General features: G+C 66.5%; 24 protein-coding genes. 7 read left to right on the top strand and 17 right to left on the bottom strand.

Features of this window, described 5'->3' with window-relative positions; genetic code table 11:
* Nucleotides 1-10 precede the first annotated feature (10 nt).
* Entirely contained in the window at nucleotides 11-976 is a 966-nt protein-coding gene (locus ACTWPB_RS24330; protein ID WP_446222858.1) for a D-2-hydroxyacid dehydrogenase, read from the bottom strand.
* An 87-nt stretch (nucleotides 977-1063) separates the two neighbouring features.
* Here ACTWPB_RS24330 and ACTWPB_RS24325 point away from each other — a divergent pair, with 87 nt between their 5' ends.
* From ACTWPB_RS24325 to ACTWPB_RS24315, 3 genes are all read left to right on the top strand, one after another.
* Nucleotides 1064-1804, top strand: a complete 741-nt coding sequence (locus ACTWPB_RS24325; protein ID WP_446222857.1) for a maleate cis-trans isomerase family protein — start codon at nucleotides 1064-1066, stop codon at nucleotides 1802-1804.
* A gap of 64 nt (nucleotides 1805-1868) precedes the next feature.
* Entirely contained in the window at nucleotides 1869-2600 is a 732-nt protein-coding gene (locus tag ACTWPB_RS24320; RefSeq protein ID WP_446222856.1) for a maleate cis-trans isomerase family protein, read from the top strand.
* A complete protein-coding gene (locus ACTWPB_RS24315) occupies nucleotides 2587-3243 on the top strand; it encodes a GntR family transcriptional regulator (RefSeq protein ID WP_446222855.1) in 657 nt (218 codons plus the stop codon). The genes ACTWPB_RS24320 and ACTWPB_RS24315 overlap by 14 nt, the downstream gene beginning before the upstream one ends.
* Before the next feature lie 143 nt (nucleotides 3244-3386).
* Here ACTWPB_RS24315 and ACTWPB_RS24310 read toward each other — a convergent pair whose 3' ends face one another.
* The 3 genes from ACTWPB_RS24310 to ACTWPB_RS24300 all read right to left on the bottom strand — a co-directional run bounded on the left by ACTWPB_RS24310 (nucleotide 3387) and on the right by ACTWPB_RS24300 (nucleotide 7282).
* A complete protein-coding gene (locus ACTWPB_RS24310; protein ID WP_446222854.1) occupies nucleotides 3387-4004 on the bottom strand; it encodes a DUF305 domain-containing protein in 618 nt (205 codons plus the stop codon).
* A 2-nt stretch (nucleotides 4005-4006) separates the two neighbouring features.
* Entirely contained in the window at nucleotides 4007-5554 is a 1548-nt protein-coding gene (locus tag ACTWPB_RS24305; protein WP_446222853.1) for an LVIVD repeat-containing protein, read from the bottom strand.
* A 591-nt stretch (nucleotides 5555-6145) separates the two neighbouring features.
* Entirely contained in the window at nucleotides 6146-7282 is a 1137-nt protein-coding gene (locus ACTWPB_RS24300) for an EamA family transporter (RefSeq protein ID WP_446222852.1), read from the bottom strand.
* Nucleotides 7283-7630: 348 nt separating this feature from the next.
* Between ACTWPB_RS24300 and ACTWPB_RS24295 the strand changes: the two genes are divergently transcribed.
* Nucleotides 7631-8740: a substrate-binding periplasmic protein gene (locus ACTWPB_RS24295; RefSeq protein ID WP_446222851.1), complete on the top strand. Its 1110-nt coding sequence runs from the start codon at nucleotides 7631-7633 to the stop codon at nucleotides 8738-8740.
* Nucleotides 8741-9200: 460 nt separating this feature from the next.
* A complete protein-coding gene (locus tag ACTWPB_RS24290) occupies nucleotides 9201-10067 on the top strand; it encodes a hypothetical protein (RefSeq protein WP_446222850.1) in 867 nt (288 codons plus the stop codon).
* 86 nt (nucleotides 10068-10153) lie between these two features.
* On the opposite strand, the gene ACTWPB_RS24285 is transcribed toward ACTWPB_RS24290, so the two are convergent.
* A complete protein-coding gene (locus ACTWPB_RS24285) occupies nucleotides 10154-11077 on the bottom strand; it encodes a 3-methyladenine DNA glycosylase (RefSeq protein ID WP_446222849.1) in 924 nt (307 codons plus the stop codon).
* 164 nt (nucleotides 11078-11241) lie between these two features.
* Between ACTWPB_RS24285 and ACTWPB_RS24280 the strand changes: the two genes are divergently transcribed.
* Entirely contained in the window at nucleotides 11242-11553 is a 312-nt protein-coding gene (locus tag ACTWPB_RS24280) for a hypothetical protein (RefSeq protein ID WP_446222848.1), read from the top strand.
* A 366-nt stretch (nucleotides 11554-11919) separates the two neighbouring features.
* Complete coding sequence (locus ACTWPB_RS24275) at nucleotides 11920-13524, top strand: FAD-binding protein (protein ID WP_446222847.1); 1605 nt, start codon at nucleotides 11920-11922, stop codon at nucleotides 13522-13524.
* A gap of 66 nt (nucleotides 13525-13590) precedes the next feature.
* On the opposite strand, the gene ACTWPB_RS24270 is transcribed toward ACTWPB_RS24275, so the two are convergent.
* The 12 genes from ACTWPB_RS24270 to ACTWPB_RS24215 form a co-directional block, all read right to left on the bottom strand.
* A complete protein-coding gene (locus ACTWPB_RS24270) occupies nucleotides 13591-14112 on the bottom strand; it encodes an SRPBCC family protein (protein ID WP_446222846.1) in 522 nt (173 codons plus the stop codon).
* Nucleotides 14109-14468, bottom strand: coding sequence for an ArsR/SmtB family transcription factor (locus ACTWPB_RS24265; RefSeq protein ID WP_446222845.1), 360 nt, complete (start codon nucleotides 14466-14468; stop codon nucleotides 14109-14111). The genes ACTWPB_RS24270 and ACTWPB_RS24265 overlap by 4 nt, the downstream gene beginning before the upstream one ends.
* Before the next feature lie 164 nt (nucleotides 14469-14632).
* Nucleotides 14633-15697, bottom strand: a complete 1065-nt coding sequence (locus ACTWPB_RS24260; protein ID WP_446222844.1) for a hemolysin family protein — start codon at nucleotides 15695-15697, stop codon at nucleotides 14633-14635.
* Nucleotides 15690-17045: a hemolysin family protein gene (locus tag ACTWPB_RS24255; protein WP_446222843.1), complete on the bottom strand. Its 1356-nt coding sequence runs from the start codon at nucleotides 17043-17045 to the stop codon at nucleotides 15690-15692. The genes ACTWPB_RS24260 and ACTWPB_RS24255 overlap by 8 nt, the downstream gene beginning before the upstream one ends.
* Nucleotides 17046-17290: 245 nt before the next feature.
* A complete protein-coding gene (locus ACTWPB_RS24250; protein WP_446222842.1) occupies nucleotides 17291-18727 on the bottom strand; it encodes a GuaB1 family IMP dehydrogenase-related protein in 1437 nt (478 codons plus the stop codon).
* A 52-nt stretch (nucleotides 18728-18779) separates the two neighbouring features.
* On the bottom strand, nucleotides 18780-19640 hold the full coding sequence (locus ACTWPB_RS24245) for a DMT family transporter (RefSeq protein WP_446222841.1): 861 nt from the start codon (nucleotides 19638-19640) through the stop codon (nucleotides 18780-18782).
* Nucleotides 19641-19759: 119 nt separating this feature from the next.
* Entirely contained in the window at nucleotides 19760-21223 is a 1464-nt protein-coding gene (locus ACTWPB_RS24240) for a DEAD/DEAH box helicase (RefSeq protein WP_446222840.1), read from the bottom strand.
* A 255-nt stretch (nucleotides 21224-21478) separates the two neighbouring features.
* Nucleotides 21479-22417 (bottom strand): M56 family metallopeptidase, encoded by a 939-nt coding sequence (locus ACTWPB_RS24235; RefSeq protein ID WP_446222839.1) that lies wholly within the window; start codon nucleotides 22415-22417, stop codon nucleotides 21479-21481.
* Nucleotides 22418-22481: 64 nt separating this feature from the next.
* Nucleotides 22482-22862 (bottom strand): BlaI/MecI/CopY family transcriptional regulator, encoded by a 381-nt coding sequence (locus tag ACTWPB_RS24230; protein WP_358182026.1) that lies wholly within the window; start codon nucleotides 22860-22862, stop codon nucleotides 22482-22484.
* Between the two features lie 71 nt (nucleotides 22863-22933).
* The gene (locus ACTWPB_RS24225) at nucleotides 22934-23758 is read right to left on the bottom strand and encodes an ABC transporter ATP-binding protein (protein ID WP_378929334.1); all 825 of its coding nucleotides are present in this window, start codon (nucleotides 23756-23758) and stop codon (nucleotides 22934-22936) included.
* 52 nt (nucleotides 23759-23810) lie between these two features.
* Nucleotides 23811-24824 carry a FecCD family ABC transporter permease gene (locus tag ACTWPB_RS24220; RefSeq protein ID WP_446226464.1) on the bottom strand — a complete coding sequence of 338 codons (1014 nt, stop codon included), beginning with the start codon at nucleotides 24822-24824 and terminating at the stop codon, nucleotides 23811-23813.
* A 119-nt stretch (nucleotides 24825-24943) separates the two neighbouring features.
* A complete protein-coding gene (locus tag ACTWPB_RS24215) occupies nucleotides 24944-26023 on the bottom strand; it encodes a FecCD family ABC transporter permease (protein WP_446222838.1) in 1080 nt (359 codons plus the stop codon).
* Nucleotides 26024-26091: the final 68 nt, after the last annotated feature.

Raw genomic sequence — 26091 nt, 5'->3', positions numbered from 1 at the left:
GCGGGCTCCTTCAGCCGGGCACGTACCCGAGCGTCTTGTCGACAACGTTGGTCAGCGGCAGACCGGCTGCCCACCTGCCGAAGTTGTCGGTGAATGCGCGGACGATCTCGGTGCGCCAGCCATGGAAATCGCCCGAATTGTGTGGCGTGAGCACCACATTCGGCAGATCCCACAGCGGATGACCAGCAGGCAGTGGCTCCGGGTCGACCACGTCCAGTGCGGCTGCGGCGATCGAACCGTTGCCGAGCGCGGCGACGAGATCGTCGGTGACCACTAGTTCCCCGCGCCCGACATTGACAAACCTGGCATGCGGTTTCATCGCCGCGAACGCGGCGGCATCGAACATGTGCCTGGTCTGCGCGGTGAGCGGCGCAATCGCGATCACGTAGTCGGCGCCGGGCAATTCGGCATGCAGATCGGCGCTGATGGTGTCGAAATCCGGGTCGCCGGTGCGAGCACGGCGCCCTACCCCGCGCACTGTCATTCCCGCGGCGCGCAGCAGGCGCGCGATGGTCCGGCCGATCGAGCCGGTCCCGACGATCAGCGCGGTGGCGCCGGCGACGCGTTCGGATTCCCGGTGCCGCCACTGGTGCCGCTGCTGTAGCCGGATCGACCCCGGCAGGTCCTTGGCGAACGAAATGATCTGTCCGAGAACATATTCGGCGATCGCCGCGTCGAAGACACGGCGGGTATTGGTGACCACCACCTCGGAGGCTCGCAGTTGCGGGAACATCACCGGATCCACGCCGACGCCGCCCATGTGCAGCCAGCGCAAGCGGTCGGCGCTGTGCCACGCACCGGGGACGGCGCGAGTCTGGAAGTCGTAGACGAACAGCACATCGGCGCCGCGTAGCGCATCGGCGAGCCCGTCGGCCTCGGTGTAGCGCACGTCGGCGCGTTCGGCAACGGGGGCCATGAGGTCCGATTCGGGCACACTGTCACGATGTAGGACGGTGACAATCGGCCCGTTTTCCACATTGACACCGTACGATCAGATCGTATGATTGTCAACAATCCGATCGTGTTCGGAGGTCCGCCCGGCTGAGCGCGAGAGGGGGCCGCAGTGGAGTTCAGCTTCCCCGACATCGACGGGCCGGTAGCCCAACGAGGCATCGGCGTGATCGCGCCGTTCGACCTCGCCCTCGAACGGGAACTGTGGCGGTGGGCGCCCCTGGAGGTGAGTCTGCACCTGGCCCGCACCCCCTATGAACCGGTGCCGGTGTCGCTGGCCATGGCCGAACTGGTGTCCAACCCGCTGCACCTGACCGCGGCCACCCACGACGTACTGCACGTGGAGCCGGAAGTCGTTGCCTACCTGTGTACTTCGGGCAGCTTCATCAACGGGCTCGCCTACGAACGATCCCTGCGGGAAACCATCTGCCTGGCGGGCGCACCCGATGCGGTGACCACCTCCGGTGCCCTGGTGGAAGCGATCAAGCACCTCAATATCGCGCGAATGTCGGTGATCACGCCCTATGACGAGGTCCTCACCGGCAAGCTGCACGACTTCCTCGACGAAGCGGGATGCGCCACGATCAAGTCCGATCACCTCGGACTCGGCGGCGGTATCTGGAAGGTCAACTACCGCACCATCGCCGAACGGATTCTCGGCGCCGACGACCCACGCTCGGAAGCGATCTTCGTCAGCTGCACCAACCTGCCGACCTACGACGTGATCGAGCCACTCGAACAGGCACTCGGCAAACCCGTCCTCACCGCCAATCAGCTGACCATGTGGGCCTGCCTTGGCCGGATGAAACTGCCCATGATGGGCCCAGGAAAGTGGCTCGTCGATGTCTTCTAACCGAATGCTGACGCGACATTCTGCCCAGGGAAGTGGCTGGTCGATGTCTTCTGAACGGAGCGAGATGCGTATGCCGACAATCGGATTCATCTATCCCGATCACGCCGCCGAGGACGACTACCCCCGCGCCGCGGCCCTGCTCGACGCCGCGTTGCCGGTGGCCCACATCTACGGCACCGATCTGCACGCGATCGCCGAACTGCTCGACCTGGGCAGCCCCGAGAAGTTGCGTCACGGTGCGTCGTTGCTGGCACCCGAGGAACCCGCCGCCGTCGTATGGGCGTGCACCTCGGGCAGTTTCGTCTATGGCCCCGAGGGCGCTCGCGGTCAGGTCGAGAGCCTGGCGGCGGCGGCCGGAGTACCCGCTTCGAGTACGAGTTTTGCGTTCGTCGAAGCGGCACGGGCGCTCGGGGTGCGGCGGGTGGCCGTCGTCGCGAGTTACCCCGAGGAGGTGGCGCGGTTGTTCGTCGACTTCCTCGCCGACGTGGGCATCGAGGTGGTGTCGATGTCGAGTGCGGGCATCGACACCGCCGCCGAGGTCGGCACCCTCACCCCCGACCAGGTCCTGACCCTGGCCGTCACCGACGACCACGCCGACGCCCAGGCACTGCTCATCCCGGATACGGCCATGCATACTCTCGAGGTGCTCCCGAAACTCGAAGCCGCGCTCGGTAAGCCGGTGCTCACGGCGAACCAGGTCACCATCTGGGAAGGTTTGCGGCTGGCCGGGGTCACCGCCTTCGTTCCTGAACTCGGCGCGCTGTTCGCGGAGGAGAGTCGGCATGTCGATCACTGATTTCGAGCCGGTCAACCAGCAGTCCACCGCGGAGATGATCGCCGACCGGCTGCGCGAGGCGATCATGCGCGGTGCGCTGGCGCCGGGCGCCCAACTCGGTGAAGCCGATCTGGCTGCCAGTTTCGGCGTCTCCCGCGGACCCGTGCGCGAGGCCATGCAACGCCTCGTCCAGGAGGGCCTGCTGTTCAGCATCCGCAACCGCGGCATCTTCGTCATCGAACTCACCACAGACGACGTCATCGACATCTATCGCGCCCGCACCGCCATGGAAGGCGGCGCACTCGACCTCATTCTCGACGGCCGCCGCGACATCGCCTACGCCGCACTGCAACCCAGCGTCACCGCCATGCGGCGCACCGCCGAAGCGGGCGACGCTCCCGGGGTCTCCGACGCCGACCAGGCTTTCCACGAAGCTCTCGTCACCGCCGCCGACAGTCCCCGCCTCGTCCGGGCCGCCCGCACCCTGCTCATCGAAACCCGCATGTGCCTCGGCGCGCTCCAAACCACCTACCCAGACCTGCGCGAACAAGCCCGCGAACACGTCGAACTGCACGAAGCGATCGGCACCGGCTCGCCCGAGCGGGCGCGCGCCCTTCTCGTGGAACACATGGACGACGCCGTGCGTCGCCTGCGCGACCGCTAGGTTCTGTCTCGAAGTCGTGAGAGCTGGCCATCAGCCCGCGATATGGATCGTTGCCGGGCGCAGGCGAACTGGACGACTGATCACCAGGCCGTCAGGTAGGCATCGCCCGAGAGCCGATCTACGCCATGGCCTGGTGATCTTGATCAGAAGGTGGGGCTGGCACCCCGGAGGTCGAGGAGCATGCCGAGGTAGCCCATTTCCTGGCTTTGGGATTGGGCCATGGCGCGGGCGGCCTGTTTGACGGGGCCGGAGGTGAGCAGGGTGTCGGCGGCGCGGGCCATCGTGACGCCGCCCGCGTGGTGGCGGTACATCAGTTGCAGGAAGAGGATTTCGGCGTCGGCCGCGCGGGCCGCGGCGAGGGTGTCGAGGTCGGCGGTGGTGGCCATGCCGGGCATCGTGGTCGGCGCGGTGGTCGCGTGGTGGGTTCCCGCCATCCAGGTCATCGGGACGTCGGCGGTGGGGGCCGCGCGGGCGAGTTGGGTCCAGCCGAGCAGCGTGCCGATCTCCACCCGCTGGGTGTCGGCGATCTGGTCGGCCAGTCTGCGCACCGCGGGGTCGGCGGCCGGGTCGAGGCGTTCGGTGAGAATCAGTGCCTGCTGATGGTGCGCGGTCATGTCCTGCACGAAGCCCAGTTCCGTGGTGGTGAGAACCGGTGCGGGCGTAGCTGTTTCGGTGACGAAGACCGGTCGCAGGGCCGCGCCGAGGGCGAGCAGGAACACGACGGCGGCGCCCGCGAACGCCAGGCGGATCACCCGGTTCACGGTTACGACCCGACCGTGGACTGCTGATTCGCGGGCGGTGTGTACACCTCGTTGTCGAGCTGCAACACCATGAACCCGTTGTCGGAACACGTGACATACAGCTGATCGCCGCGCCACTGCGGCGGTGACAGACACCAGTCCGTGGACAGATCGCCGAACGCGATATCGCCTGCCCGCGAGGTGAGCGCCTGCGCCGGATCGAACAGCCCCTCGGCCATCGACCGCAATGCCGCCGGAGCGCTCATCACCGGAATCCCGATGATCGAGGCCAGCGCGTGGGGTGAGTTCCAGATCTCGAGGTTGCGGCCGGTACGGGCAGGCGGGTTGAAGTAGGCGATCTCGCGGATCTCGCCCGGATCGCGGACGTCGAACACCCGGATACCGGAGGAGATCCAGCCGCAGGCCAGCGCGGTCGGGTCCGCGGGGCGATCGGCGGTGCAGTAGTGCGATTCGTAGGAGAACGCCGAACCGCCCATCGCAGAACCGATACCGGCGTCGATATTGTCGGGCAGGTTGATCTCGAGTTTGATCTTGGCGGTGATGCGGGGCGCGCTGTCGTCGGATACGTCGATGAGTTTCACCCCACCGGAACCGCCCTCGTCGACGGTGAACAGATGAGGCACGCCGTCATAGGTCACGGGCACGCTGTGCTGGGTGGCCCACCCGTCGGTCCAGAAGGTGCGGCCCAGATGTGGCACGTGCGGATTCGGGTCGCGCCGTTGCACCGCGCTCACATCGAGCACGGTGAATCCGCCCAGCGCGGAGATGTAGAGCCGGTTCCCGTCGGGACTCACGCCGAGCCCGTGTGCCTCGATCCCCGTCAGTCCCTGCCAGATCACCCGGGGATTCGCCGGATCGGTGAGATCGACCGCGCTGAGAAAACCGGGCACAAGGCCCGACGCCCAATACGTGCGACCATCGGGCGAGAAGCCGCCCTCGTGCGTCGTGATCGGCAGTGGCATCAGCAGATTCGAGCCCGTCCCGGGATTGAGCAGCCGCGGATGCGCGCAATCGGAGATGTCGTACACCGACAGGTATCCGGCGCCCATGCCCACCGGCACGCCCGTCCCGACGAGCAGTGTGCGAGTCGTGTTGACCTTCAACGTCTCCCATGTCCCGGCCAGCATCGCGGGTTCGGCGAGCGTCGCGGTCAGCCGCGGCTCGGTGGGATCGGAGACATCGAGGACCTGTACGCCAGGGTGCTCGCTGAGCATGTTCCCGGGGAAGAACGTGCCGACGTAGGCGCAGTGCTCGAAACTGGTGGAGGTGATGCCCGCTCCCCGCCCGGCATAGCCCCCGATCATGGACATATTGCAGCGATAACCCTGGGTGCTGCGCCCACTGTCTCGGTCACTCGCGGGCACATCACCCTGCAACCCGGTCTCCGGCAGCGATCCTGGCCCGCAGTCGGCGCGCGGCACCGCCGTTCGGCCCACCTCGAGAAATTCCTGCACCGCGCCGGTCAGATCCGCGCCGAAATCCGCGGACGCACCCGGCGGCAGACCGAGTGCCACGAGTGCGGTGATCGCGGCCGCTGCCACAGACCGCACCAGAGAATGTCGACGGTCAGGAGGCTGTGGTGCGCTTGGCTCCGGTGCGAACGGCCGGATCGTGGCCTCGGTGCTGGACGGTGTGTCGGTGCGCGGTTCCGGTGGCATCGTTGCCCTCCCCCATCAATGCTGCTGACAACCCAACTGGCTCAGACAGTTGTGCCGTGTCACGAATGGTAAGCCGGATGAATGGTTGCGGAAGGGTGTTTCGGGGAACGGGGGTTGGGCGGGCACGTGCTTGCCTCGGGTGGCCGCCCATGCGCTGTACGGTTGTTGTGCACGACCAGTGTCTGTCAAGAGCGGGGAGTTTCCGCGATCGGAGAGGACTCGGATCCATGTCGAACGATGTCGCAGGAGTCCAAGTGACGCGAAAGCGCCGGCGCGGTGATAGCTGGTCGATCGCCATACAACCTCGGCTCGATCAGCTCGTGGTCAGCGCCGCCGCGATCGGCGCAATGGCCTTTGTCGCCCGGCATATCCTCGACGACGAGAGCTTCGCCACTCAGTCAGAATCGCCCTTGCGAGTCCCCGATATCGCCAGTTGTTCGTACTCGCCGCGACGACTCAGAACTGCGACAAGCCCGAGTCGCCCTAAATTGATTGATCAGGAGCCCTAATTGTACGAAGGCCCACCAAGCTCGCACTGACCAGCACGATCCCCATTACTCCAATAATGCCGAGTGGCTGGTCGAGCCAGATCCATCCGATGGTGGCAGATACCAATGGCAATGCCGCGACCAGTACGGCGAACGTTTGTGCCGACATCTTCGTAAGGCAGTACAGGTCGATCGCATAAGGAATCACGCTCGCGAGAATTGCGATCACCGCGCACCGCGACCAGAAAGCGAGGTCTACGATGACAATCGATGGCGCGGTTCGCGTGATCCCAACTAGGGTCGCGACAGCCGCGCCGCCGAGAACTAGGCCGACGCCGAACCCTGATAGCGTGTTCTTAAGTGGGCGATCCGACTCCCCCAACGAGATATAGATCGCCCACAATGTGGCGGAGGCAAGCCCAAACACCAAACCGATATGAGCTTCGTTCCCGAATGCTGGCACTCCAACCCGCAGATACAATGCGGCAACCCCTAGCAATGCCGCCAGTCCAACCAGCACGGATTTTAGTGTCTTTATACCAATAGCGGCCAGGGTGATCGGACCGAGGAATTCGATGCCAGTAGTCACTCCCAGTGGCAAAGATCCTGCCGCCATGAACGACATTACGTTCATCAACGCTGTAACGACCCCTAGCAACAATGCGCGGCAGCTGATGAAGAGTCCACGTGCCAAAATTATGCCGACCAATACGAAGATTCCACCAGAAATGACGGATCGCCCTACCGCTACAGGGAACATCCCGCGTTCGACGGAAAATTTGACGGCCATGCCGTATCCGACATATTGAGCAACGACGCCGACAAGGAAGAGGATCGTTATCTTGTCGCCAGCGTACCGGATCGTACGTCGCCGCGGATTATTCTCCGCCACACAGCTCCCGAGGAATTCGGCAGTACTGAGCTTTTCTAGACAGTACGGCAGTTGATGTTTCCGAGTAATTGGCGTGTCGCTGTTAGCTTTCCTTCCGTGTTGGCGGTGTAGCAACTCCGGAGCACCCGATGCGATCGACTCGATTCCGAACGCGGACAGACCAAAACTGGCCTTCGTGGTCGCGGCACCATCGGTTCCCTTGGAGCGCGCTCGGCGGGTCGAGGAGTTCTTCGAGTTCATCGCTAGCCGACGCTTCAAACGTCACGATAGGCCTTGAGTCGCGCTGTCATTGATGCCTGCGTCCTCATCGGAGCAACGACACCCCCATGTGATGGAATCGAGTTTGGAGGCATCACACCATCATTCACAATGGGCCGTCCAGGTCAAGCCGACACGCCGACGGGCCGTCGGGCCTGAATTGTCAACTCGCACAACATCAAACCATCGCGGGTACCTGACAAGTTACGATGGGACCGCCGTCACGTCAGACTGTTCCGCATTCCTGTTGCCTGGCAGCAGGTTCCAGGCATCCGGCAACCAGTCGGCTACGCACCCCATTCGACCGCTACTCGGAAAGGCTTGCTTTACATGCCCCAGGGGGACCCTGTCAAAACGCTGGCTGAACTGCGGCGGTTAGGTCGCGCCCGCAGCACGGCGATCGGCTTCATCGTCGTTGTACTAGTGATCGGATCCATGGCCGCCGCTTGTAGACTGAACTATTCATCGTTACTGCCCACGCGCAAAGTGGCGATCGCAACTGGAGAGTGGGGGCCAATGGTTGTTCGAACAGACTCGACCGGAGGGCCTACTATTCGATTCGCGGCGTCGGTTCTGGGGTCTGCTGGATTCGACCCCGTTGTTTCATTCGCAACCTGGGAAACCGCGTATTCCCGCGTTGAACGGGGAGAAGCATTCGCCGCCGTGCCTGTCGTCTCCAGTGCAACGAGATTGAGAGACTTCACACTTTCCGCGCCATTTCTATCGGTGGAGTATCGTATTTTCTACAATCGGGCGCGAATGAATGGTGACTCGATATCAGCTACCGAATTGCGGGAGAAAAAGACCGCGTTCCTTGCCGGATACGACTATTGGCCCTCGGCGTCGTCAGATTTCCAGAACGTGGCACTGGACAAGTTTGGAAACAAGTACTCGGCGCATGCCGCTTTCGAAGCACTACGCGATGGAACTGTCGATCTTGTCTTAGAGGGTCTTGAACAAGGCCGGTACATCACCCAGTCGGACCGCTTCGCCGGAGACTCTGCTCAGTTTGGAACTATTCCTCCAATGCGATCGAACCAACTTGGATTTCCCGTTTCAGATCAAGCGCCGTTGCATTTTCTATTCTCGAGGTCAATGGACCCGCGCGTTGTTGAGAAGGTCAACTCTGCGATTATTCGATTCCGGGGCACCGACGAGTACCATGAGCTTGAAATGGCCTCGCTTGGATGCCTCAACACGAAAGCTGCCTGGAACGAGGATGTCGATCCCGTTCCATTAAGATCGACATCTGGATCAACTTTCACCGTAACCGAAGGGACGGAAGTCCGGGTGATCGTGTGGGGTGGGCAGGACACAAGGTGTCCTGCAGCCGCAACTATTCCACTCCCCGCAGGATTCGCACTCGCGAAGATCTGGTCGGGGCCCGATAAAGGAATCCTTTCGGTGGTCCCGGTTTCATCCTTGAAGACTGGGGAATGATGTGCTGATATATTCGGTCTCGCCGTGCCGATCCGGAGTCTCGATGGTTCTCGGCGTCGGGTTCCACCTTCGCTCCAACTATCGGGAGAGCTGGCGCGAGGTTCGATCCCGATTCTCTCCTCCCGTCGATATGGGTGGGTGGCAACTGCAGGTTCCAATAGCTAGCGATGATTCCCAAGCGGCATATGAGAGCTCTTCTCTGGATACATTCCGTCGCCGTGGCGAGCTTGTATATTTCGAGCTTCTTCAGCCTCTCTCCGCGAACTCCCTAACTGCCTATAATCCTCCTGCCGAACTTGAGCCGCTCGCGTGTCGCGTGTCGCTGTACGCCCACGGAATCGCTGTCATTGAGGTGGTGTGGGCCGCCTCCGATGGACAGGACCTTGAATCCGCCCGGGACGCTATCGAGCACGCTCATCGAAATATCGTTGACGCTTGTACACCGGCTATCCGTTCGGTAGTGAGCGAGCTGACCAACGAAGCACACCGAAGTGGGATCACATTCGCGGTTGCCGATACTTCCGAGACTTCGTTCATACCGCTATGGTGTTCTGCGGCGATGGTCCTGGATAACGACGCACCGATCCCGACCGAGGTTGCGACAAGCTGGTTTGGCGCGCAGGGGCTGTCGTTACAGGACGTCGGCAAGTTCTGCACCAACGAACTTGACTCGATCGCACGATGGATGCGTTATGGCTATCGAGTATCCACAGATGTGCCTGCTCGACTGTTTGATGTAGTACCGATTCGCGCTATGCGGTACAGCCAGTATGTGTTTGCCGCTGCGGACATTGCCGATACCGGCCTTCTCGAGGTACTCGGCGAGTCCTACGGGAACATTCGGAGGGCGCAGATCGAGCGGGTCCGTGGCATCCTCGCAGAGCGGTCGAACCGAATGCTTGTGGTGGAGCTTGAGCACGCTGCTGTCCTTAAGACTATGTCGCCCGACGAACGTGCACGAATCGTCGAGACGCTTGCTAGCTGGGAGTTCGAGCGACTCCTGCTAGCTCCGGGCAAGACCAAAACCACTGCCGCGCAGGACCGCCTTGCTGAACTGAGCGGCCGAAATTCCAGGTCCGCCATCTTGATCACAGAAGTAATGCTTCTCTTTATTGCGCTGACCTCGTTGTTCGGTACCTCGGTAGCGCTCATGCAGTACGGACGTCAGATGGTTACTGACCCCAATTTCAGCAGCTACGCTCAGGAGTCTGGAAGCATCCTTGACTACGTCGCCGGATTCTCGACCGATGGCCTGCTAGTGACAACGCTGTTGATCTGTACCGTACTCGCCGCGGGGTATATTACGGTCAAGTGGCGGAATCGCTAGTAGTCGAGAAGGACGCCGAAAGTGACGAGGGCGATTTCGCCCTCGTCACCTAATCCACGCCGGACGAGTCCGAAATCGACGGGGCGCTACCGACTAGTGGCGTCGAGACCTGCCTGCGCCGACGACAACGCGGCGCAGGCCAGGCGCAGACGATCCCGCAGTGCGTCCGCGGATTCGGCGATCGCCGCCTGGGCGCGGACGTAATCTGCTCGCCCAGTTGGTGTTTCGATGCGCACCGGCTCGTAGCCGAAGCCGGACAGATCGTAGGGACTGGCCCGCATGTCGAGTTCGCGTGCGGTGCAGGCGAGTTCGAAGCAGTCGAGCAGGAGGTCCGAGGAGATCAGTGGCGCCAGTTTGAAGCCCCACTTGTAGAGGTCCATATTCGCGTGCAGGCACCCCGGCTGCTCGCGCTGCACCTGGTCCGCGCGGGTGAGCGGTTCGGCATTGCGGCCCACCGCCTCCGGCGTGAAGAACCGGAACGCGTCGAAGTGCGTGCACCGCAACGACATCGACTCCACCACCGCGTCGGTGCCCGCGTGTCCCAAGCGCAGCGGAACCTGCTGGTGGCGTACCTCGTCGGTGCGATAGACCATCGCCCATTCGTGCAGACCGAAACACGACAACTGCGCCGGACGCCGCGCGGTGGCGCTGAGCAGACCGGACACGAATTCGATGGTGTCGCGCCGTTTGGCCAGATAGGCCGGGTCGGCGGTGAACACGTTCTGCTCGTCGGCAAGCTCGTGATACCCCCGCGCACCCCGATAGTCGCCCGCATCGCGCAGCCCGACCCCGAACCCCGGATGCCATCGGCGCAGCTGCGAAGGCTTGTTGCCGTAGTAGGTGAAGAGGAAATCCACGACCGGATGGGTGGTGCCCGCCGCCCGCCGCTCGAGATACGGCCCGACCAGCCGATCGAGCCGGTCACGGTGTGCGCGCGCGGCGGCCCGCCACTCGACTGCGGGGAATACCCGCAGGTCGAGAGCGCGGTCGAGGTCGTCGTGCGTGCTCACCGGGTCATTATCCCGCACCCCGTATCCGACGCGCGTGCTGCTCGACCGATTGGATCCGGTGCTGCGGTTGCTCGCTCCCGGTTCCTGCGAGGTCGCGATCCGGACCTACCCCACATCGAGCGCCAACGCTGGCAGATCCGTCGTGGCCGTGGCCGCCTGGGACGGTGCGGACCGTCTATGGCGCCATCGGCTCGATGCTGATTCCCACCGGCACCTGGCCGACTCCCGACGCCGAGCACGTGGCCTGGTATCGCGACCTGATGGCCGCCGGCGGGAAACCGTTGGCGGTCGTGCTCACACCCGGCCCGGCAGGATCGGGCACCGTCACGCGGATTCTCCTGGACGGACACCACAAGGTCGCTGCCGGCGCCACCGCGTTCATCGAGATCGCGCCGGTACACGGCTCCCTCGTGGACGAGGAATTCCGAGCCGTTCTCGCTGACCCCGGCTGTTCTTGCCGTCCCGAGGACTTCTGAGAAGCTCTGCCACAGTGCGGATTCGGCGCATCGACGGTGTTACTTCACCCGAGCGCCGCGCGACACCACGCCGGGTGCACGGACGGGAGCGGCGAGTGATCCGGCGAGCATGTCGACCGTGCTCGCGATCAGACGCTCCGCGGCGACACCGCCGCCCGCCTAGTGAGGGCCGTCGCCCCGTGGTCGAAGCCCGCCCCGGCCTGTTGACCCCGACCGATCTGCCCCTCACCACGGGCCGCGGACTGATGTAGTCGAGGCTCGAATCGGCGAGTCGGCGCGTGCCGAATCTAGAACACGTTATAGTTTGACTAGAATACGTTATAGCGGGCGACGATGCGGTCGGCCTCTGCTCGGAAGGTGATACAAGTGCGGGCCTGGGACGATGCAGCCGATGTCGTGGTCGTCGGATACGGCGGTGCGGGGGTGGCCGCGGCGCTGGCCGCGCGGGAATCCGGCGCCGAGGTCCTGGCCGTCGACCGGTATCTGGGTGGCGGTGCCACGGCGCTGTCGGGTGGCATCGTGTACGCGGGCGGCGGCACGTGGGTGCAGCGCGACGCGGGCATCGACGACGACGTCGACACTATGCTCGCGTATCTGGAGGCCGAGGTCGGTGACGCTGTGAGCGCCGCGACGCTGCGCCGATTCTGCGAGGAATCCCCGTCGATGATCGACTGGCTGACCGAGCACGGCGTGCCCTTCCAGCCCTCGGTGTGCCCGTACAAGACGTCCTACCCGACCGATGACTACTACCTGTACTACTCGGGCAGCGAAAACTCCGGTGGCTACCGCGATCTCGCGAAGCCGCGCCAACGCGGTCACCGCACACACGGTCGCGGCGTCTCGGGCAAGGCCCTGTTCGGGCCGCTGGCGAAGTCGGCGGCCGGGTACGGCGTGCGCGTCCGGACCGGCACCAGGGCGACTCGGCTGGTGGTCGAAGACGGGCGGGTGACAGGCGTCGAGGTGGTCACGATCGACGGCGCGCCCGCGGCGGTGCGCCGTCGTTTCGCCGCCCTCGCCCAGATCTCGGCGAAACCTGGTGTGTATCACCAGGGTTTGCGCCGGGCGGTGGAAGCGCTGCTGGCCCGCATCGAGCGCAAAGACGGAGTGCCGGTCAGGATCCAGGCGAAATCCGGGGTTGTGCTCACCACGGGTGGCTTCATCGCGAACGAGGAGATGGTCGCTCGGCACGCCCCCGCGTATCCGTGGTCGCAGGGACTGCCGCTGGGCAGTGCGGGTGACGACGGCAGCGGCATCACCATGGCGCTCGACATCGGTGCGGCGAGCGGCAAGATGGACGCGCTCTCGACGTGGCGTTTTATCGCGCCGCCCAGCGCCTTTTTCGGTGGTGTCGCGGTGAATGCGCTCGGCAGGCGCATGATCGACGAGTCCCGCTATGGCGCGGCTCTCGGCGCGGCCATCGCCGCCAGTCCGGGTCATCGCGCCTGGTTGCTCATCGACGCCGAACTCGAGGCCGAGGCTCGCGGGCAGATCGGCACACAGTCGGTGTGGTTCCAGCGAATGCAGACCGAGCGTTTGCTCCGGATCGGCCGCGTCTCCGGGAGCACCGTCGAAGAGGTTGCCGCCCGTGCGGGAATCGACCAGTCCGCGCTGCGGGAAACCGTGGACGCACACAACCGGGCTATCGAACAGGACCGGCCCGATCCGCTGGGTAAGCCCGACGACATCCGCCGCCCTGTGCGCACCGGGCCGTTCGCCCTGCTCGACATCTCGTTCAAGGCGCGGGTCACCTATCCCATGCCGATGCTCACCCTCGGTGGTCTGCTGGTGGACGAGGACACCGGCGCGGTGCGCCGCGAGAACGGGGGAGTCGTTCCTGGGCTCTTCGCCGCGGGGCGCGCGGCGGTCGGCATCTGTTCGAACTCCTACATCAGTGGGTTGTCGCTGGCCGACTGCGTCTTCTCGGGTCGGCGAGCGGGCGCCCATAGCGCCCAGCCGCATCGTGCGCCCTGAGTCGGGCGGGCCGGCGCACGCTCGTGCACCCGACACCGCCGGACTGCCGCGAGCTGACTCCAGGGGCTACTGGGTGCGCCCGAATTCCTTCCGATAGTGCTCGGACAGGGCGGGGTAGTAGTCCTCGAAACTCACGGTGGCCGGGTCGCGGTCGGCTTCGGCGGCGACCAGACGGTCGAGGTAGTAGTCCCAGCCAGGTCCGACGCTCTCCACCATGGTGGGGTCGGGCACGTTCTGGGCGAACGTCAGGGTGGTGATGCCGCCTTCCTCGGCCAGATCCAGGCGCAGCTGCCAGTGTTCGGTGTTCTCGCCGTCGGTCATGGAGGTGGTGATCCACAGTCGGTGCGGGGCATCGCATTCGTCGATGCGGAAACGCTCGGCGGGCATCTCGTCCTCGAAGGTCATCTGGAACTTCACTTCGCCGGACGCCGGGTCACCGGTCCAGGTGCCGAGCCAGCGCGCGAGTCGCTGTGGCTCGGTGACGGCGGCCCAGACGTCCTCGATCGGTGCGCGGAACGTTCGGGTCCATTCGCAGTAGGGGCCCTCGGCGAGGTCGCGGCGGTGTCCGGTCGCGGTGGGGATGGTCATGCGGTCTGCTCCTTGTCGCTGTCTGTGCTGGTCGTGGCTCGGCGTTCCCGGGTGGTGCGGCGGACTTCGAGATCGAGGCCGTCGAGCGCGTGCTCCGGGATCGGTGTCCCGGCCGGCTGCAGTCGCGCCAGATAGTTGTGCAGTGGTGTGAGCCCCGCGGGAGCGAGGCGATAGTGGCGTTCGCGGCCGTGCGGTTCGGCGCGGACGAGGCCCGCATCGGCGAGTGCTCGGAGATGCTTGCTGATCGCCGGTCTGCTGATGGGGTATTCCGCGGCCAGATCGACGACCCTGGCCGGTGCGCCGGCGAGTCGAACGAGCAGGTCGCGGCGCACGGAGTCGGCGAGAGCTTCGAACACGTCCACTCCTAATTGGTAACCGATCGGTTACCAATAGTCAAGGGTGAGCCGCTGGCGACAGACGCCAAACGGCCCGACCAGTTCGGTCGAGCCGTTTGCGATGTGCCGACGCGCCGGACCGGTCACCGCGTGGCGGTGGGCACGAGATCGGTTGCCGGAGGGGATTATTCGGCGATGCGGTGGGTTCCGTCGCGGACGGTGCCGACGAACTCTTCGATCAGGTCCTCCAGCGCGACCACGCCGACGGTGTTGCCGCGACTGTCGACCACCCGGCCCAGATGGCTGCTGGTGCGGCGCAACCGGGCCAGCGCTTCGTACAGCGGGGTCCCGGTGCTCACGGTGGGCAGCGGGCGGATGTCGGTGCGGGGGATGACGGTGTCCGGGCCCGCGTTGTCGTCGGCGACCTCGTCGAGGACGTCCTTGATGTGCAGGTAGCCCACCAGGGAGCCGTCGCAGGCGCGGACCGGGTAGCGGGAGAACCCGGTTTCGGAGACCGCTGCCTCGACCTCGCCGAGGGTGGTTCCGCTGCCGATCAGTGGCACCGATCTGGCTTGGGCCAACGGCACCATCACATCGCCGACGACCTGATCGGAGGTGCCGAGGGCCTGGGTGAGCCTGCGGTGTTCCTCCTCGTCGAGCAGTCCCTCGGAGCGGGATTCGCCGATCATCTCGGCCAGCTCCACCGTCGATACGGTGGCGTCGAGTTCGTCCTTCGGCTCGATCCGCACCATCCGCAGCGTCGTGTTGGCGGCGAGGTTGTACAGCGCGATCAGCGGTCGGGCGATCCGCAACCACATCAGGTGGATCGGCACCAGCAGCAGCGCCGAGCGTTCCGGACCGGCGAGGGCGATGTTCTTCGGCACCATCTCGCCGAGCAGAATGTGCAGGATCACCACGATCGTCAGCGCGAGCGCGAAGCCCACCGGGTGCAGCAATTGGTCGGGCAGACCGAGCATTTCGAACGGGCGCTCGATCAGGTGCGCGATCGCGGGCTCGCCGACGCGGCCGAGCAGGATCGAGCAGATGGTGATGCCGAGCTGGGCCGCGGCCAGCATCATCGACAGGTTCTCGCCTGCTTCGATCACCGTCTGCGCCTTCTTCTTCCCTTGTGCGACAAGGGCTTCGAGGCGGTCACGGCGGGCTGAGATGAGGGCGAACTCGGCGGCGACGAAGAACGCGTTGCCCGCCAGGAGTACGACGGTCAGCAAGATTCCGAACAGGTCACCCATTTGTGTGCTCCCGTGCCGAGAGGTTGGCCGCGTCGACGGGGATCAACCGCACCCGGTCGATGCGCCGTCCGTCCATTCGTTCCACCCTGGCGATCCAGCCGCCACCGGAACCGCGGGATGCGGGCAGCACCACTTCGTCGGCGGTCACCGGGATACGGCCGAGCTGGGTCAGTACCAGCCCGCCGAGGGTTTCGTATTCGCCCTCGGGTGCGTCGTAGCCGGTCGCGCGCGACACCTCGTCGATGCGCATCAGACCCGAGCAGTCCCAGCCGTCGGAGACCCGGCGCACATCGCGTTCCTCCTCGTCGTGCTCGTCGCGCACGTCGCCGAGGATCTCCTCGATCAGGTCCTCCATGGTCACCATGCCCGCGGTGCCACCGTATTCGTCGACGACCAGTGCCACCTGCATGCCGTCGGCGCGCACTCGCTCCAGCACCTCGTCGCCGTCCAGGCTGGCGGGCACGATCGGCACCGCGACGGCGAGCTCGCTGAGCGGGATCTGCTTGCGCAACTCGCCTGGACGGGTGAACGCCTGCTTGACGTGCACCACGCCGAGGGTGTTGTCGAGGTCGCCGTCGATCACCGGGAACCGGGAGTAGCCGGTGCGCGCGGAGGCGGCGATGAGGTCGGCGATGGTGTCGTCGCGGTCCAGCGATTCGACCTTCACCCGTGGTGTCATCAGATCCTCGGCGCTGCGTTCACCGAATTCCAGCGAGCGGTCCATCACCAGCGCGGTGCGCTGATCCATCGCGCCACGCATGGCGGAGGTGCGTACCAGCGAACCGAGTTCCTGGGGCGAGCGGGCCGAGCGCAGTTCCTCGGCGGGTTCGATGCCCAGCCTGCGGACCACCCAGTTGGCGGAACCGTTGAGAAAGCGGATGAGCCACTTGAACAGGGCCGAGAACCCGACCATCGGGCCCGCGGTGAGCCGGGCCACCATCATCGGCTCGGCGATGGCGATGTTCTTCGGTACCAGTTCGCCGTAGATCATCGACAGCGACGTGGCAATGATCAGGGCCAGCGCCAATGCGATGCCGTGCGAGGCACTTTCGCTCACACCGATCCCGCTCAGCAGCGGATCGATCAGGCGGGCCAGCACGGGTTCGGCGATGAAGCCGGTGATCAGGGTCGTAATGGTGATACCGAGCTGGGCGCCGGAGAGCTGGAACGACAGGGTGTGATGGGCCTGTTTCACCAGTCGTGACCGGGTGTCACCCTCGCGGGCGGCCGCTTCGACAGTGCTGCGTTCCAGTGCGGTCAGGGAGAACTCGGCGGCGACGAACAGTGCCGTTCCGAGGGTGAGAGCGATGAAGCCGAGCAGGCTGAGCACGGTCGCAACGATCGACATCCTCAGCACCACCCGAGTGGTGCGGCAGGGAAACCGGGAGATCGAACAGACGCTGCGGAAAGGAGGACGCCGGGTTTGTCACCCGGCTCCGTAGAGGAGCCCTCCTGTGTGGCGCCCTTGGACGCGGGTGACAACTGGATCCTTTCGAGGCGGGGGTAGAGCATGTGCCGTGATCGGCAACCCCATAGTAATCCGTGCCCACCCATGATGTGTCAGCGGCGGCGCCGGACACGGCAACGGCGAGCTCACCAGCCGCTGGGCAACGGGCGGCCTTCGGCGAAGCCCGCGGCGGACTGCACGCCGAGCACGGCCTTGTCGTGGAATTCCGGCAGTGAGCGAGCACCGGCGTAGGTGCAGGAGCTGCGTACACCCGAGCAGATGTGGTCGATGAGGTCCTCGACACCGGGGCGCTCGGGGTCCAGACGCATCCGGGAGCTGGAGATACCCTCTTCGAACAGCGCCTTGCGGGCGCGGTCGAAGCTGCTGTCGGCGGCGGTGCGGGCGGCGACGGCGCGCTTGGACGCCATGCCGAAGCTCTCCTTGTACTTGTTGCCGTCACGGTCGATGCGCAGGTCGCCGGGGGACTCGTAGGTGCCGGCGAACCAGGAGCCGATCATCACGTTCGAGGCACCGGCGGCCAGTGCGAGGGCCACGTCGCGGGGGTGCCGAACGCCGCCGTCGGCCCAGACGTGCACGCCGAGTTCTTTTGCCGCGGCGGCACATTCGGCCACCGCGGAGAACTGCGGGCGACCGACACCGGTCATCATGCGGGTGGTGCACATGGCGCCGGGGCCGACACCGACCTTGATGATGGTCGCGCCCGCCGCGGCCAGCTCGCGGGTGCCTTCGGCGGAGACCACGTTGCCGGCGACCAGGGGCAGGCCGAGGCCGAGATCGGCGACGGTGCGCAATGATTCGAGCATTTTGGTCTGGTGGCCGTGCGCGGTGTCGAGGACGAGCACGTCGGCGCCCGCCTCGGCCAGTGCCTTCGCCTTGGCGGCGACGTCACCGTTGATGCCCACGGCGGCGGCGACGCGCAGCTTGCCGCCGCTGTCGACCGCGGGGGTGTAGATGCCCGCGCGGACGGTGCCGGTGCGGGTCATCACGCCCGCGAGGGTGCCGTCGGTGTTGGTGAGCACCGCGAGCTGGGTGTGGGCTTCGGCGAGGCGGTCGAAGATGTCGCGCGGGGACGCCTCGACGGGCACCTGGACGAAATCGGTGAACGCGACCTCGCGCAGGCGCGCGAACCGGTCGACATCGGCGCAGGCGGCCTCGGTGACCACACCGACCGGCTTGCCGTCCTCGACGACCACGACCGCGCCGTGCGCACGCTTGTGCATCAGCGCCATGGCATCGGATACCGAACGATCGGGGTCGAGGGTGACCGGGGTATCGGCGGTGAGCGAGCGGCTCTTGACGAACGCGATGGTGTCGGCGGCGGCCTGGATCGGCAGATCCTGGGGGAGCACCACGATGCCGCCGCGGCGAGCGACGGTCTCGGCCATCCGTTTGCCCGCGACCGCGGTCATGTTCGCGACCACGAGGGGGATGGTGGTACCGGACCCATCGACGCTGGCCAGGTCCACATCGAACCGGGACGCGACATCGGTCCGGTTCGGGACCAGGAAGAGGTCGTCGTAGGTCAGGTCATACGGCGGCTGGGGTCCCGGAAGAAATCGCACTTGGTTGATGATAGCCCTGTGAGCACCGCGGCGTGCGAATCTCCGCAGCGGGTCAGCGCGCGGGCTCGGCGGTGACCGCTCGGGTGCGGCACAGCGCCACCGTCGTCGCGCACATCACCACGACACAGGCGCCCACGACGACCAGGCCGAAACCGTCGGTGCGTAAGTGCTCGTCGAGGGCGGTGAGACCGAGGAACGCGGCGGCCATGGGTTCGGCGATGGTGGCCGCGGGCAGCGAGGCAGCGAGGGGTCCGGCCTGGAACGCGCGCTGTTGCAGGTAGACGCCGAGCAATCCGGCGCCCACCAGCGTCCAGGTCTGCCACCCGCCGAGTACCGCGCCGATCCCGTCGCCGAACAGGGTGACCACGCGATCAGTGAGTGCCGCGGCCATCCCGAACAGGGCACCACCGGCGAGACCGAGTGCGAGCGCCTGTCCCGATCGGCTGGCGATCATCAGTCCGGTGACGGTCGCGGCCACGATGACTCCGAGCAGAATCGCCAAGGGCGCCAACCACTCCCGGAAGGGCGCGGTGTCCTCGCCCGCTGTCGGGTCGCCCACGATCAGGAACAGCGCGAGCGCCGCGACGAGGATCAGTGCGGTCGTGGCGGCGCGTGCGGTGATCCGTTGCCCGTTCAGTCGCGCGGACAGCGGCAGCGCGAAGACCAAGGCGCTCACCAGAATCGGTTGCACTACCAGCACCGCGCCGAATGTCAGCGCGAGAACCTGCATCGCGTAACCACCGACGTCGCCGACGATCCCGGACCACCAGCGTGGGCTGCGGAGCAGACCGCCCAGCAGGGACGTGCCTTCGGGTACGGCCGCGGCCGCCCGCTGCTGCGCTACGGCGCCCAGTGCGATCAACATGGCCGCGATCAGCGCGCACACGATGGTGGCGATCTCATGGTTCGTCACGGGCTCAGTGTGCGGGATCCGGGCCTTGTCGGCGCTGAGCTACGGACGGGAAGTCGCCGTGTTCGGGAACCCGGAAAAGACGCGTGGCCGAACCGTAATCGGTTCGGCCACGCGATAACTCAGTTTGCCGTGCGGTTGCGGTGTGCCGCGGGAGACGCCGGACGCGCGGCGCGACGACGAGAATTCGTCGGCGTGTCGCCACTGCGGGCGTGTCCACCGGTGCCCGCGGGCTTGTGACTGCGCGACTCGTGTGCCGGACGCTCGCGGCGCGGCGCACCGCCACGTCCCGCCTCGGCGGCAGGCGCGCCACCGGTGCGCGGACGACGGGTCCGCCCGCCACCGGCCGCCGACCTGGTCGGCTGCGCGGGTGCGACGGGGGCGGCCAGCGCGATGCCGCTCGGCTTGCGGGCGCCGGTGATCTCCACCAGGTTCCGGTCGCCGGGGCGCACGTCGACGCCATCGGTCCGCACGCCCGCCTTGCGGGTCATCGCGGCGACGTCCTTGCGCTCCTCGTCGGTGACGAGCGTGACCACGACACCGTCCTCACCGGCGCGCGCGGTGCGGCCCGCACGGTGCAGGTAGGCCTTGTGCTCGGCGGGCGGGTCGAAGTGCACGACCAGTGAGACGCCGTCGATATGGATGCCGCGCGCGGCGACGTCGGTGGTGACCAGCACCGGAACCGACCCGTCGGCGAAGGCCGCCAGGGTGCGAACGCGGTTGTTCTGGGCCTTGCCGCCGTGCAGCGAGCCCGCGTCGACACCGGCGCCGCGCAGCTGCTTGGCCAGGCGGTCGGCGCCGTGCTTGGTGCGCACGAACATGATGGTCAGGCCCTCGCGCGCGGCGATCTCGGTGGCCACGGTGCGCTTGATGTTCTTGTCGCGCACGTAGAGCAGGTGGTGGGTCATGGTGCTCACCGACGCCTCGGCGGGCGCGGTCGAGTGGGTCACCGGGGCGTTCATGTAGCGCTTGACGAGCTTGTCCACGTCACCGTCGAGGGTGGCCGAGAACAGCAGGCGCTGACCCTGCTTGGGGGTGCGGTCGAGCAGGCGGGTGACCTGGGGCAGGAAGCCCATGTCGGCCATGTGGTCGGCCTCGTCGAGCGCGGTGATCGTCACATCCGACAGGTCGGCGTTGCGCTGCTTGATCAGGTCGTCGAGGCGGCCCGGGGTCGCGATGAGCAGGTCGACGCCGCGCGCGAGGCGATCGGCCTGACGCTTGATCGGCGCGCCACCGACGACCGAGGCCACACGCAGGCCCAGCGAGCGGGCTGCCTCTTCGAGGGCCTTCTCGATCTGGGTCGCGAGTTCGCGGGTCGGCACCAGCACGAGGCCGCGCGGGCGGCCCGGCTTGGAAGGGGAACCCTGGGCCAGACGGGTCAGCATCGGCAGGCCGAAGGCGAGGGTCTTGCCCGAGCCGGTCGGGCCGCGACCGAGCACGTCGCGCCCGGAGAGGGCATCGCCGATCGTGGCGGCCTGGATGGGAAAGGGCTTGTCGATGCCCGCGTTGCGCAGGGTCTGCACCAGTTCGACGGGCAGGCCTAGTTCGGCGAAGGTCGGTTCATTGGGCACGGCGGAGTTGGTCAAGGTGGCCTTTCGTTGGGCTGCGAATCGCGCCGAACGATGATCGGCGCCGATTACCCGAATACGCGCCTCGGCGTGGACGGGGTGCGGCCCAGCAGGAAGGACCGGTCTCCCAGGATAGGCGCGATCGGCCTCGGGTGGGTAAACAGGCTGGTCAGGTAAGGGGTTGTGGCAACGTCTGTTCCGCCGCGAAACAGACAGTGACTTCGCGGTCGCCGCAGCGGAAACGCGGGGCAGCCGTCTCCGGGGATCGCCAGGTCAGCCGTGGAAGAGCCGGTTGAGTTCCTGCAGCCACGGCACCGCGACGGCCAGCGTCGGCACGACCAGAATGGCGGCCGAGCCGAGGTAGGCGGCGGTGGCGACTCTCACGTCTCCGGTGCTGCTCGCGAGCCGTTGGATGCGGATCAGTGTGGTCGGTCCGCCCGCGGCGAGCGCACCCTGCGGTGCGGTGGATTTGGCGCAGGCGATCAGCGCCCGGGCGAGCGGCTTGGGGCCGGTGACCTTCACCGCGGAGTCGTCGGCGAGCAGTTCGATCAGCAGTTTCACCTGACCGAGCGCGGCCTTGCTGCGGACCACCCGGGGAAAGGCCTCGTGGACAGCGGTGAATGCCTCGAGCACCAGATCGTGGCGTGCGCGCAGGTGCGAGCGTTCGTGGCTCACGATGGCGGTGACCTCGGAGTCGTCGAGGCTGCTCAGCGTGCCTTCGCTGATCACGACCCGCTGGCGTAGGCCCGGCAGGCAGTAGGCGATGGGTTCGGTCGCGGCCAGCACCCGGATATCGGCGGCGCGGCGCACCGGGCCGCTCTGATCGAGCAGGTCGACCAGCATGCGATGGCGGGAGCGGCGGCGCCGGGTGTGCACGCCGACGCGCACGATGGAGAACATCAGCCGGGCGCCGACCATCAAGGTCAGCGCGAAGACCAGCACATACACCGTCCACAGCGGCAGACCGAGCGCGTCGATCTCCTTGGTGGGCGAGGTGGTCGGCCTACCGTCGGGGCCGGGGACCAGCAGCAAGCTGGCGATGGCCAGCCCGGATCCGAAGGCGCTGAGTACGGCGGCCAGTGCGATGGCCTGCCACAACACCAGTGCCGCGCGCGGGCTGCGGTGCACCCAGGTCGCGCGACTGAGCAGCGCTGGTACCGGCCCTGCGAGAAGCAAGGCGAGACCAGCAAAGACTGCCGCGGTTGCGTTCATCGACTCTGCTCACTGCGTTGTGGGGCCAGGGGCACTCACCCCATTGTGAGAGCCGCCAGAGAGTCTAGCCGCTGTTTTCGCCGGATTCGAGCTTGGCGAGCGCCTCGCGCAGCGCATCGGCTTCGTCCTTGCCGACCTGCTCCACGAAGTGCACCAGCGCCGCGGCGCGACTACCTGCGGCGTCGGCCTGTTGCAAGGCGTCGACCATCAGGCTCGCGACCAGTTCGTCGCGGCTGTGAACCGGTGCGTATCGATGCGCGCGATCGTCGCGTCGCTGTACGACCAGATCCTTTTTCGCCAGTCGTTGGAGCACCGTCATCACCGTGGTGTACGCGAGCTCGCGCCGCGCGGCCAGCGCTTCGTGGACCTGCCGCACCGTTAGTGGCTCATCGGCCGACCATAACTGGTCCATGACCGCTTTTTCGAGTTCGCCCAGACCTGCCATCCCACCGATTTTACGGCCTCAACGACGAACATGCGTACTACAGATTGTCGTAACGGAGTGTTTGCTGTGTGTCATTCGTCATAGTCGACCGCACCGCGCACATGCCGGGTCCCGATCGGGACGATCATCGGCCGCCCCGAGACCGGATCCGTGAGCACCGTGGCCTCGAGCCCGAACACCTCGGCCAGCAGTTCGGCGGTGACGATGTCGGCCGGTTTGCCCCGCGCGACGATCTTGCCCGCGCGCATCACCACGAGCTCGTCGCTGTAGCGGATGGCGAGGTTGAGATCGTGCAGCACCATCACCACCGTGCGCCCGTACTCGGCGTGCAGCCGGTCGACGAGGTCGAGGACCTCGAGCGAGTGCGCGAGATCGAGGTAGGTGGTCGGCTCGTCGAGCAGCAGGATGTCGGTGCCCTGGGCCAGCGCCATGGAGATCCAGGCGCGCTGACGCTGGCCGCCGGAGAGTTCGTCGAGGGTGCGGTCGGCCAGGTCGGCGATGCCGGTCTGGGCCAGCGCGGCGGCGACCTCGGTCTCGTCGTCGGCCGACCACTGCCGCAACCAGGACTGATGCGGATGACGACCGCGCGCGACCAGGTCGGCGACGGTGAGCCCTTCGGGCGCGACTGGGGTCTGCGGCAGCATCCCGACCACCCGGGCCACGTCCTTGGTCTTCATCGACGAGATGGCCTTGCCGTCGAGCACCACCTGGCCCGCCCGCGGGCGCAGCAGCCTGCCGAGTGACTTCAGCAGTGTCGACTTGCCGCAGCCGTTCGGCCCGATGACGGTGGTGACCACGCCGGGGGCGATGTCGAGGCTGAGCTCGTCGACGATCACCCGCTCGCCGTAGCCGAGAGAGACGGCGTCGGCCGCGAGGCGGTGGGCAGGGCTGGTCATGAGCGCAGGGCTTTCCGAATCCATGTGGACGAGCATTGTGAGGCAGGGCTGGTCATGAGAGCGTGGCCTTCCGGTTCATGCGGACGAGCAGGTAGAGCAGGAACGGTCCACCGAGCGCCGCGGTGACGATACCGACCGGCAGATCGACGGGAAGCAGTGCGCGAGAGATGATGTCGGCGCCCGCCACCAGCGCCGCGCCGGTCAGTGCCGAGGCGATCAGTGGCTCGCCCGGGGTCCGCAGCGCCATCCGGGCGATCTGCGGCGCGGCGAGCGCGACGAACCCGACCGGCCCGACGGCCGCGGTCGCCACCGAGGCCGCCACCACCGAAGCCCCGATGAGCAGCGCCTGCTGTGACTGGATCCGCACACCGAGCACCCGGGTCGACTCTTCGCCCAGACGCAGCGCGGCCAGTGTTCGCGCGGACACCAGCGATACGACGGTCACGACCGTCAGCGCGAGCACGGCGGGGACGACCCGAGCCATATCCGCCGAGTTCAGCGACCCGTTCAGCCAGATCTGGGCTCGCGCGGCGTCGGTGAGAGTGGCCCGGGTGAGCAGCCAGCTGATCACCGACATGAGCACCGCGTTCACGCCGATGCCGATGAGGACGAGGCGGAATCCGGTGATGCCGCGGTCACCGCCGCGTCCTCGTCCCCAGGCCAGGAGATAGATGACGACGGCGGTGAGTAGTCCACCGGCCAGCGCGGCGAGCGGAGCGCCGACGGTCGCGATCAATCCGGTCGTCGCGCCGCCGCTGCCGACCAGTACCGCGACCGCGCCCACGCTGGCGCCGGTGGTGATGCCAAGGACATCCGGCCCGGCCAGCGGGTTGTGCAGGATCGATTGCATCAGCGCGCCGGAGAGCCCGAGCGCGGCGCCGACCACGACGGCCGTGAGGGCTCGCGGCAGCCGCGATTCGATGATGATGAAGCGCTGGGAGCGGGTACCGCCGCCACCGAGGACATCGAGGACGCGTCCGAGGGGGATGTGGGTATCGCCGACGGCGATGTCGAGGCAGAACAGCACGAACACCGCGACGGCCAGCGCCACCACGACACCGAGCATCACCGGCCGCAGCACCAGCGATACCGGCCCGATCCGCAACGCGGGACGCACTTTCCGCAGCCCGGCGCCTGCCTGTTCGGCGTCGCTCGAATCGGCGGCGGTGTTCGACTCGATCGTGCTCACAGCGACACCAACTTCTTGCGACGCACCAACGCGATGAAGAACGGCGCGCCGATCGCCGCCAGCATCACCCCGACCTGGAGTTCTCCCGGCCGCGCGATGACCCGCCCGGCGATATCGGCCACCAGCAGCAGCAACCCACCCAGCAGCGCGGAGTAGGGGATCAGCCACCGGTTGTCCGGCCCGGTGATTGTGCGCGCGATGTGCGGCACCACCAGCCCGAGAAAGGCGATCGGCCCGACCGCGGCGGTCGCGGCGCCGCTGAGCAGCACCACCGCGAACAACCCGAACGCCCGCGCCCGTCCGACGTCGACCCCGAGCCCACGCGCGACATCGTCGCCGAGGCTCAGCAGATTCAGCCCCGGCGCCGCCGCGACCGCCATCGCCATCCCGACCACCAGGAAGGGCAGAACCTGCCAGAACACCCCGGCCTCACGCCCGTTCACGGTGCCGACCACCCAGAACCGATAGGTGTCCAGCGCCGCGTTGTCGAGCACGATGACCGCGTTCGTCATCGCCTGCAGAAACGCGGTGACCGCCGCGCCGGCCAGCACCAGGCTCAGCGGACTCGCTTTACCCCCGCCGATCGAGGACACCCCGAACACGATCACCCCCGCGATCGCCGACCCGGCGAAGGCGAACCAGATGTACTGCGCGGGCGCGGTGAAACCGAACAGGAAGATGCTCAGCGCCGCCAGGAAGCCCGCGCCCGCATTCAGTCCTAACAATCCGGCATCAGCGAGCGGATTGCGGGTATACCCCTGGATGAGCGCGCCCGCGACGCCCAACGCCATCCCGGCGATCAGGGCCAATGCGGTGCGCGGCAGACGAAGCTCACGCACGATTTCCTCGGCGGTGGAGCGGGCCGGGCATCGGAACGGGCCGCCGTCGCAGCCGAGAGCGTGCGAGACGGCGTCGAACACCGTGGTGGGTGCGAGCGAGCGGGTGCCGATGGCAATGCTCGCCACCACCGCCACGGTGAGCAAGACAACGAGCAGCAGAAGCCCGGTCAGACGACGACGTCTGACGGTGCCAGGGTGGATCACGGCGACGAACTTCTCCTGCCTCGAACCGGACACGACTTGTGAAGTCTGGTAAGCCTAACCTATGTTCCGAGACGTCATTGTCACGGGAACCAACGTTCGAG

This window comes from Nocardia sp. IBHARD005 (genome assembly GCF_052814245.1).
The sequence above is the reverse complement of the archived record's forward strand: the minus strand, read 5'-3'. Positions and strand labels throughout refer to the sequence as shown.

Coding starts and splice junctions, on each gene's coding strand:
- ACTWPB_RS24320 (WP_446222856.1), top strand. CDS start 1,869: ATGCGTATGCCGACAATCGGATTCATCTATCCCGATCACGCCGCCGAG.
- ACTWPB_RS24315 (WP_446222855.1), top strand. CDS start 2,587: ATGTCGATCACTGATTTCGAGCCGGTCAACCAGCAGTCCACCGCGGAG.
- ACTWPB_RS24300 (WP_446222852.1), bottom strand. CDS start 7,282: ATGAACTCGAAGAACTCCTCGACCCGCCGAGCGCGCTCCAAGGGAACC.
- ACTWPB_RS24295 (WP_446222851.1), top strand. CDS start 7,631: ATGCCCCAGGGGGACCCTGTCAAAACGCTGGCTGAACTGCGGCGGTTA.
- ACTWPB_RS24270 (WP_446222846.1), bottom strand. CDS start 14,112: ATGACCATCCCCACCGCGACCGGACACCGCCGCGACCTCGCCGAGGGC.
- ACTWPB_RS24260 (WP_446222844.1), bottom strand. CDS start 15,697: ATGGGTGACCTGTTCGGAATCTTGCTGACCGTCGTACTCCTGGCGGGC.
- ACTWPB_RS24255 (WP_446222843.1), bottom strand. CDS start 17,045: ATGTCGATCGTTGCGACCGTGCTCAGCCTGCTCGGCTTCATCGCTCTC.
- ACTWPB_RS24235 (WP_446222839.1), bottom strand. CDS start 22,417: ATGAACGCAACCGCGGCAGTCTTTGCTGGTCTCGCCTTGCTTCTCGCA.
- ACTWPB_RS24230 (WP_358182026.1), bottom strand. CDS start 22,862: ATGGCAGGTCTGGGCGAACTCGAAAAAGCGGTCATGGACCAGTTATGG.
- ACTWPB_RS24225 (WP_378929334.1), bottom strand. CDS start 23,758: ATGACCAGCCCTGCCCACCGCCTCGCGGCCGACGCCGTCTCTCTCGGC.
- ACTWPB_RS24220 (WP_446226464.1), bottom strand. CDS start 24,824: ATGCTCGGTGTCGTGGTGGCGCTGGCCGTCGCGGTGTTCGTGCTGTTC.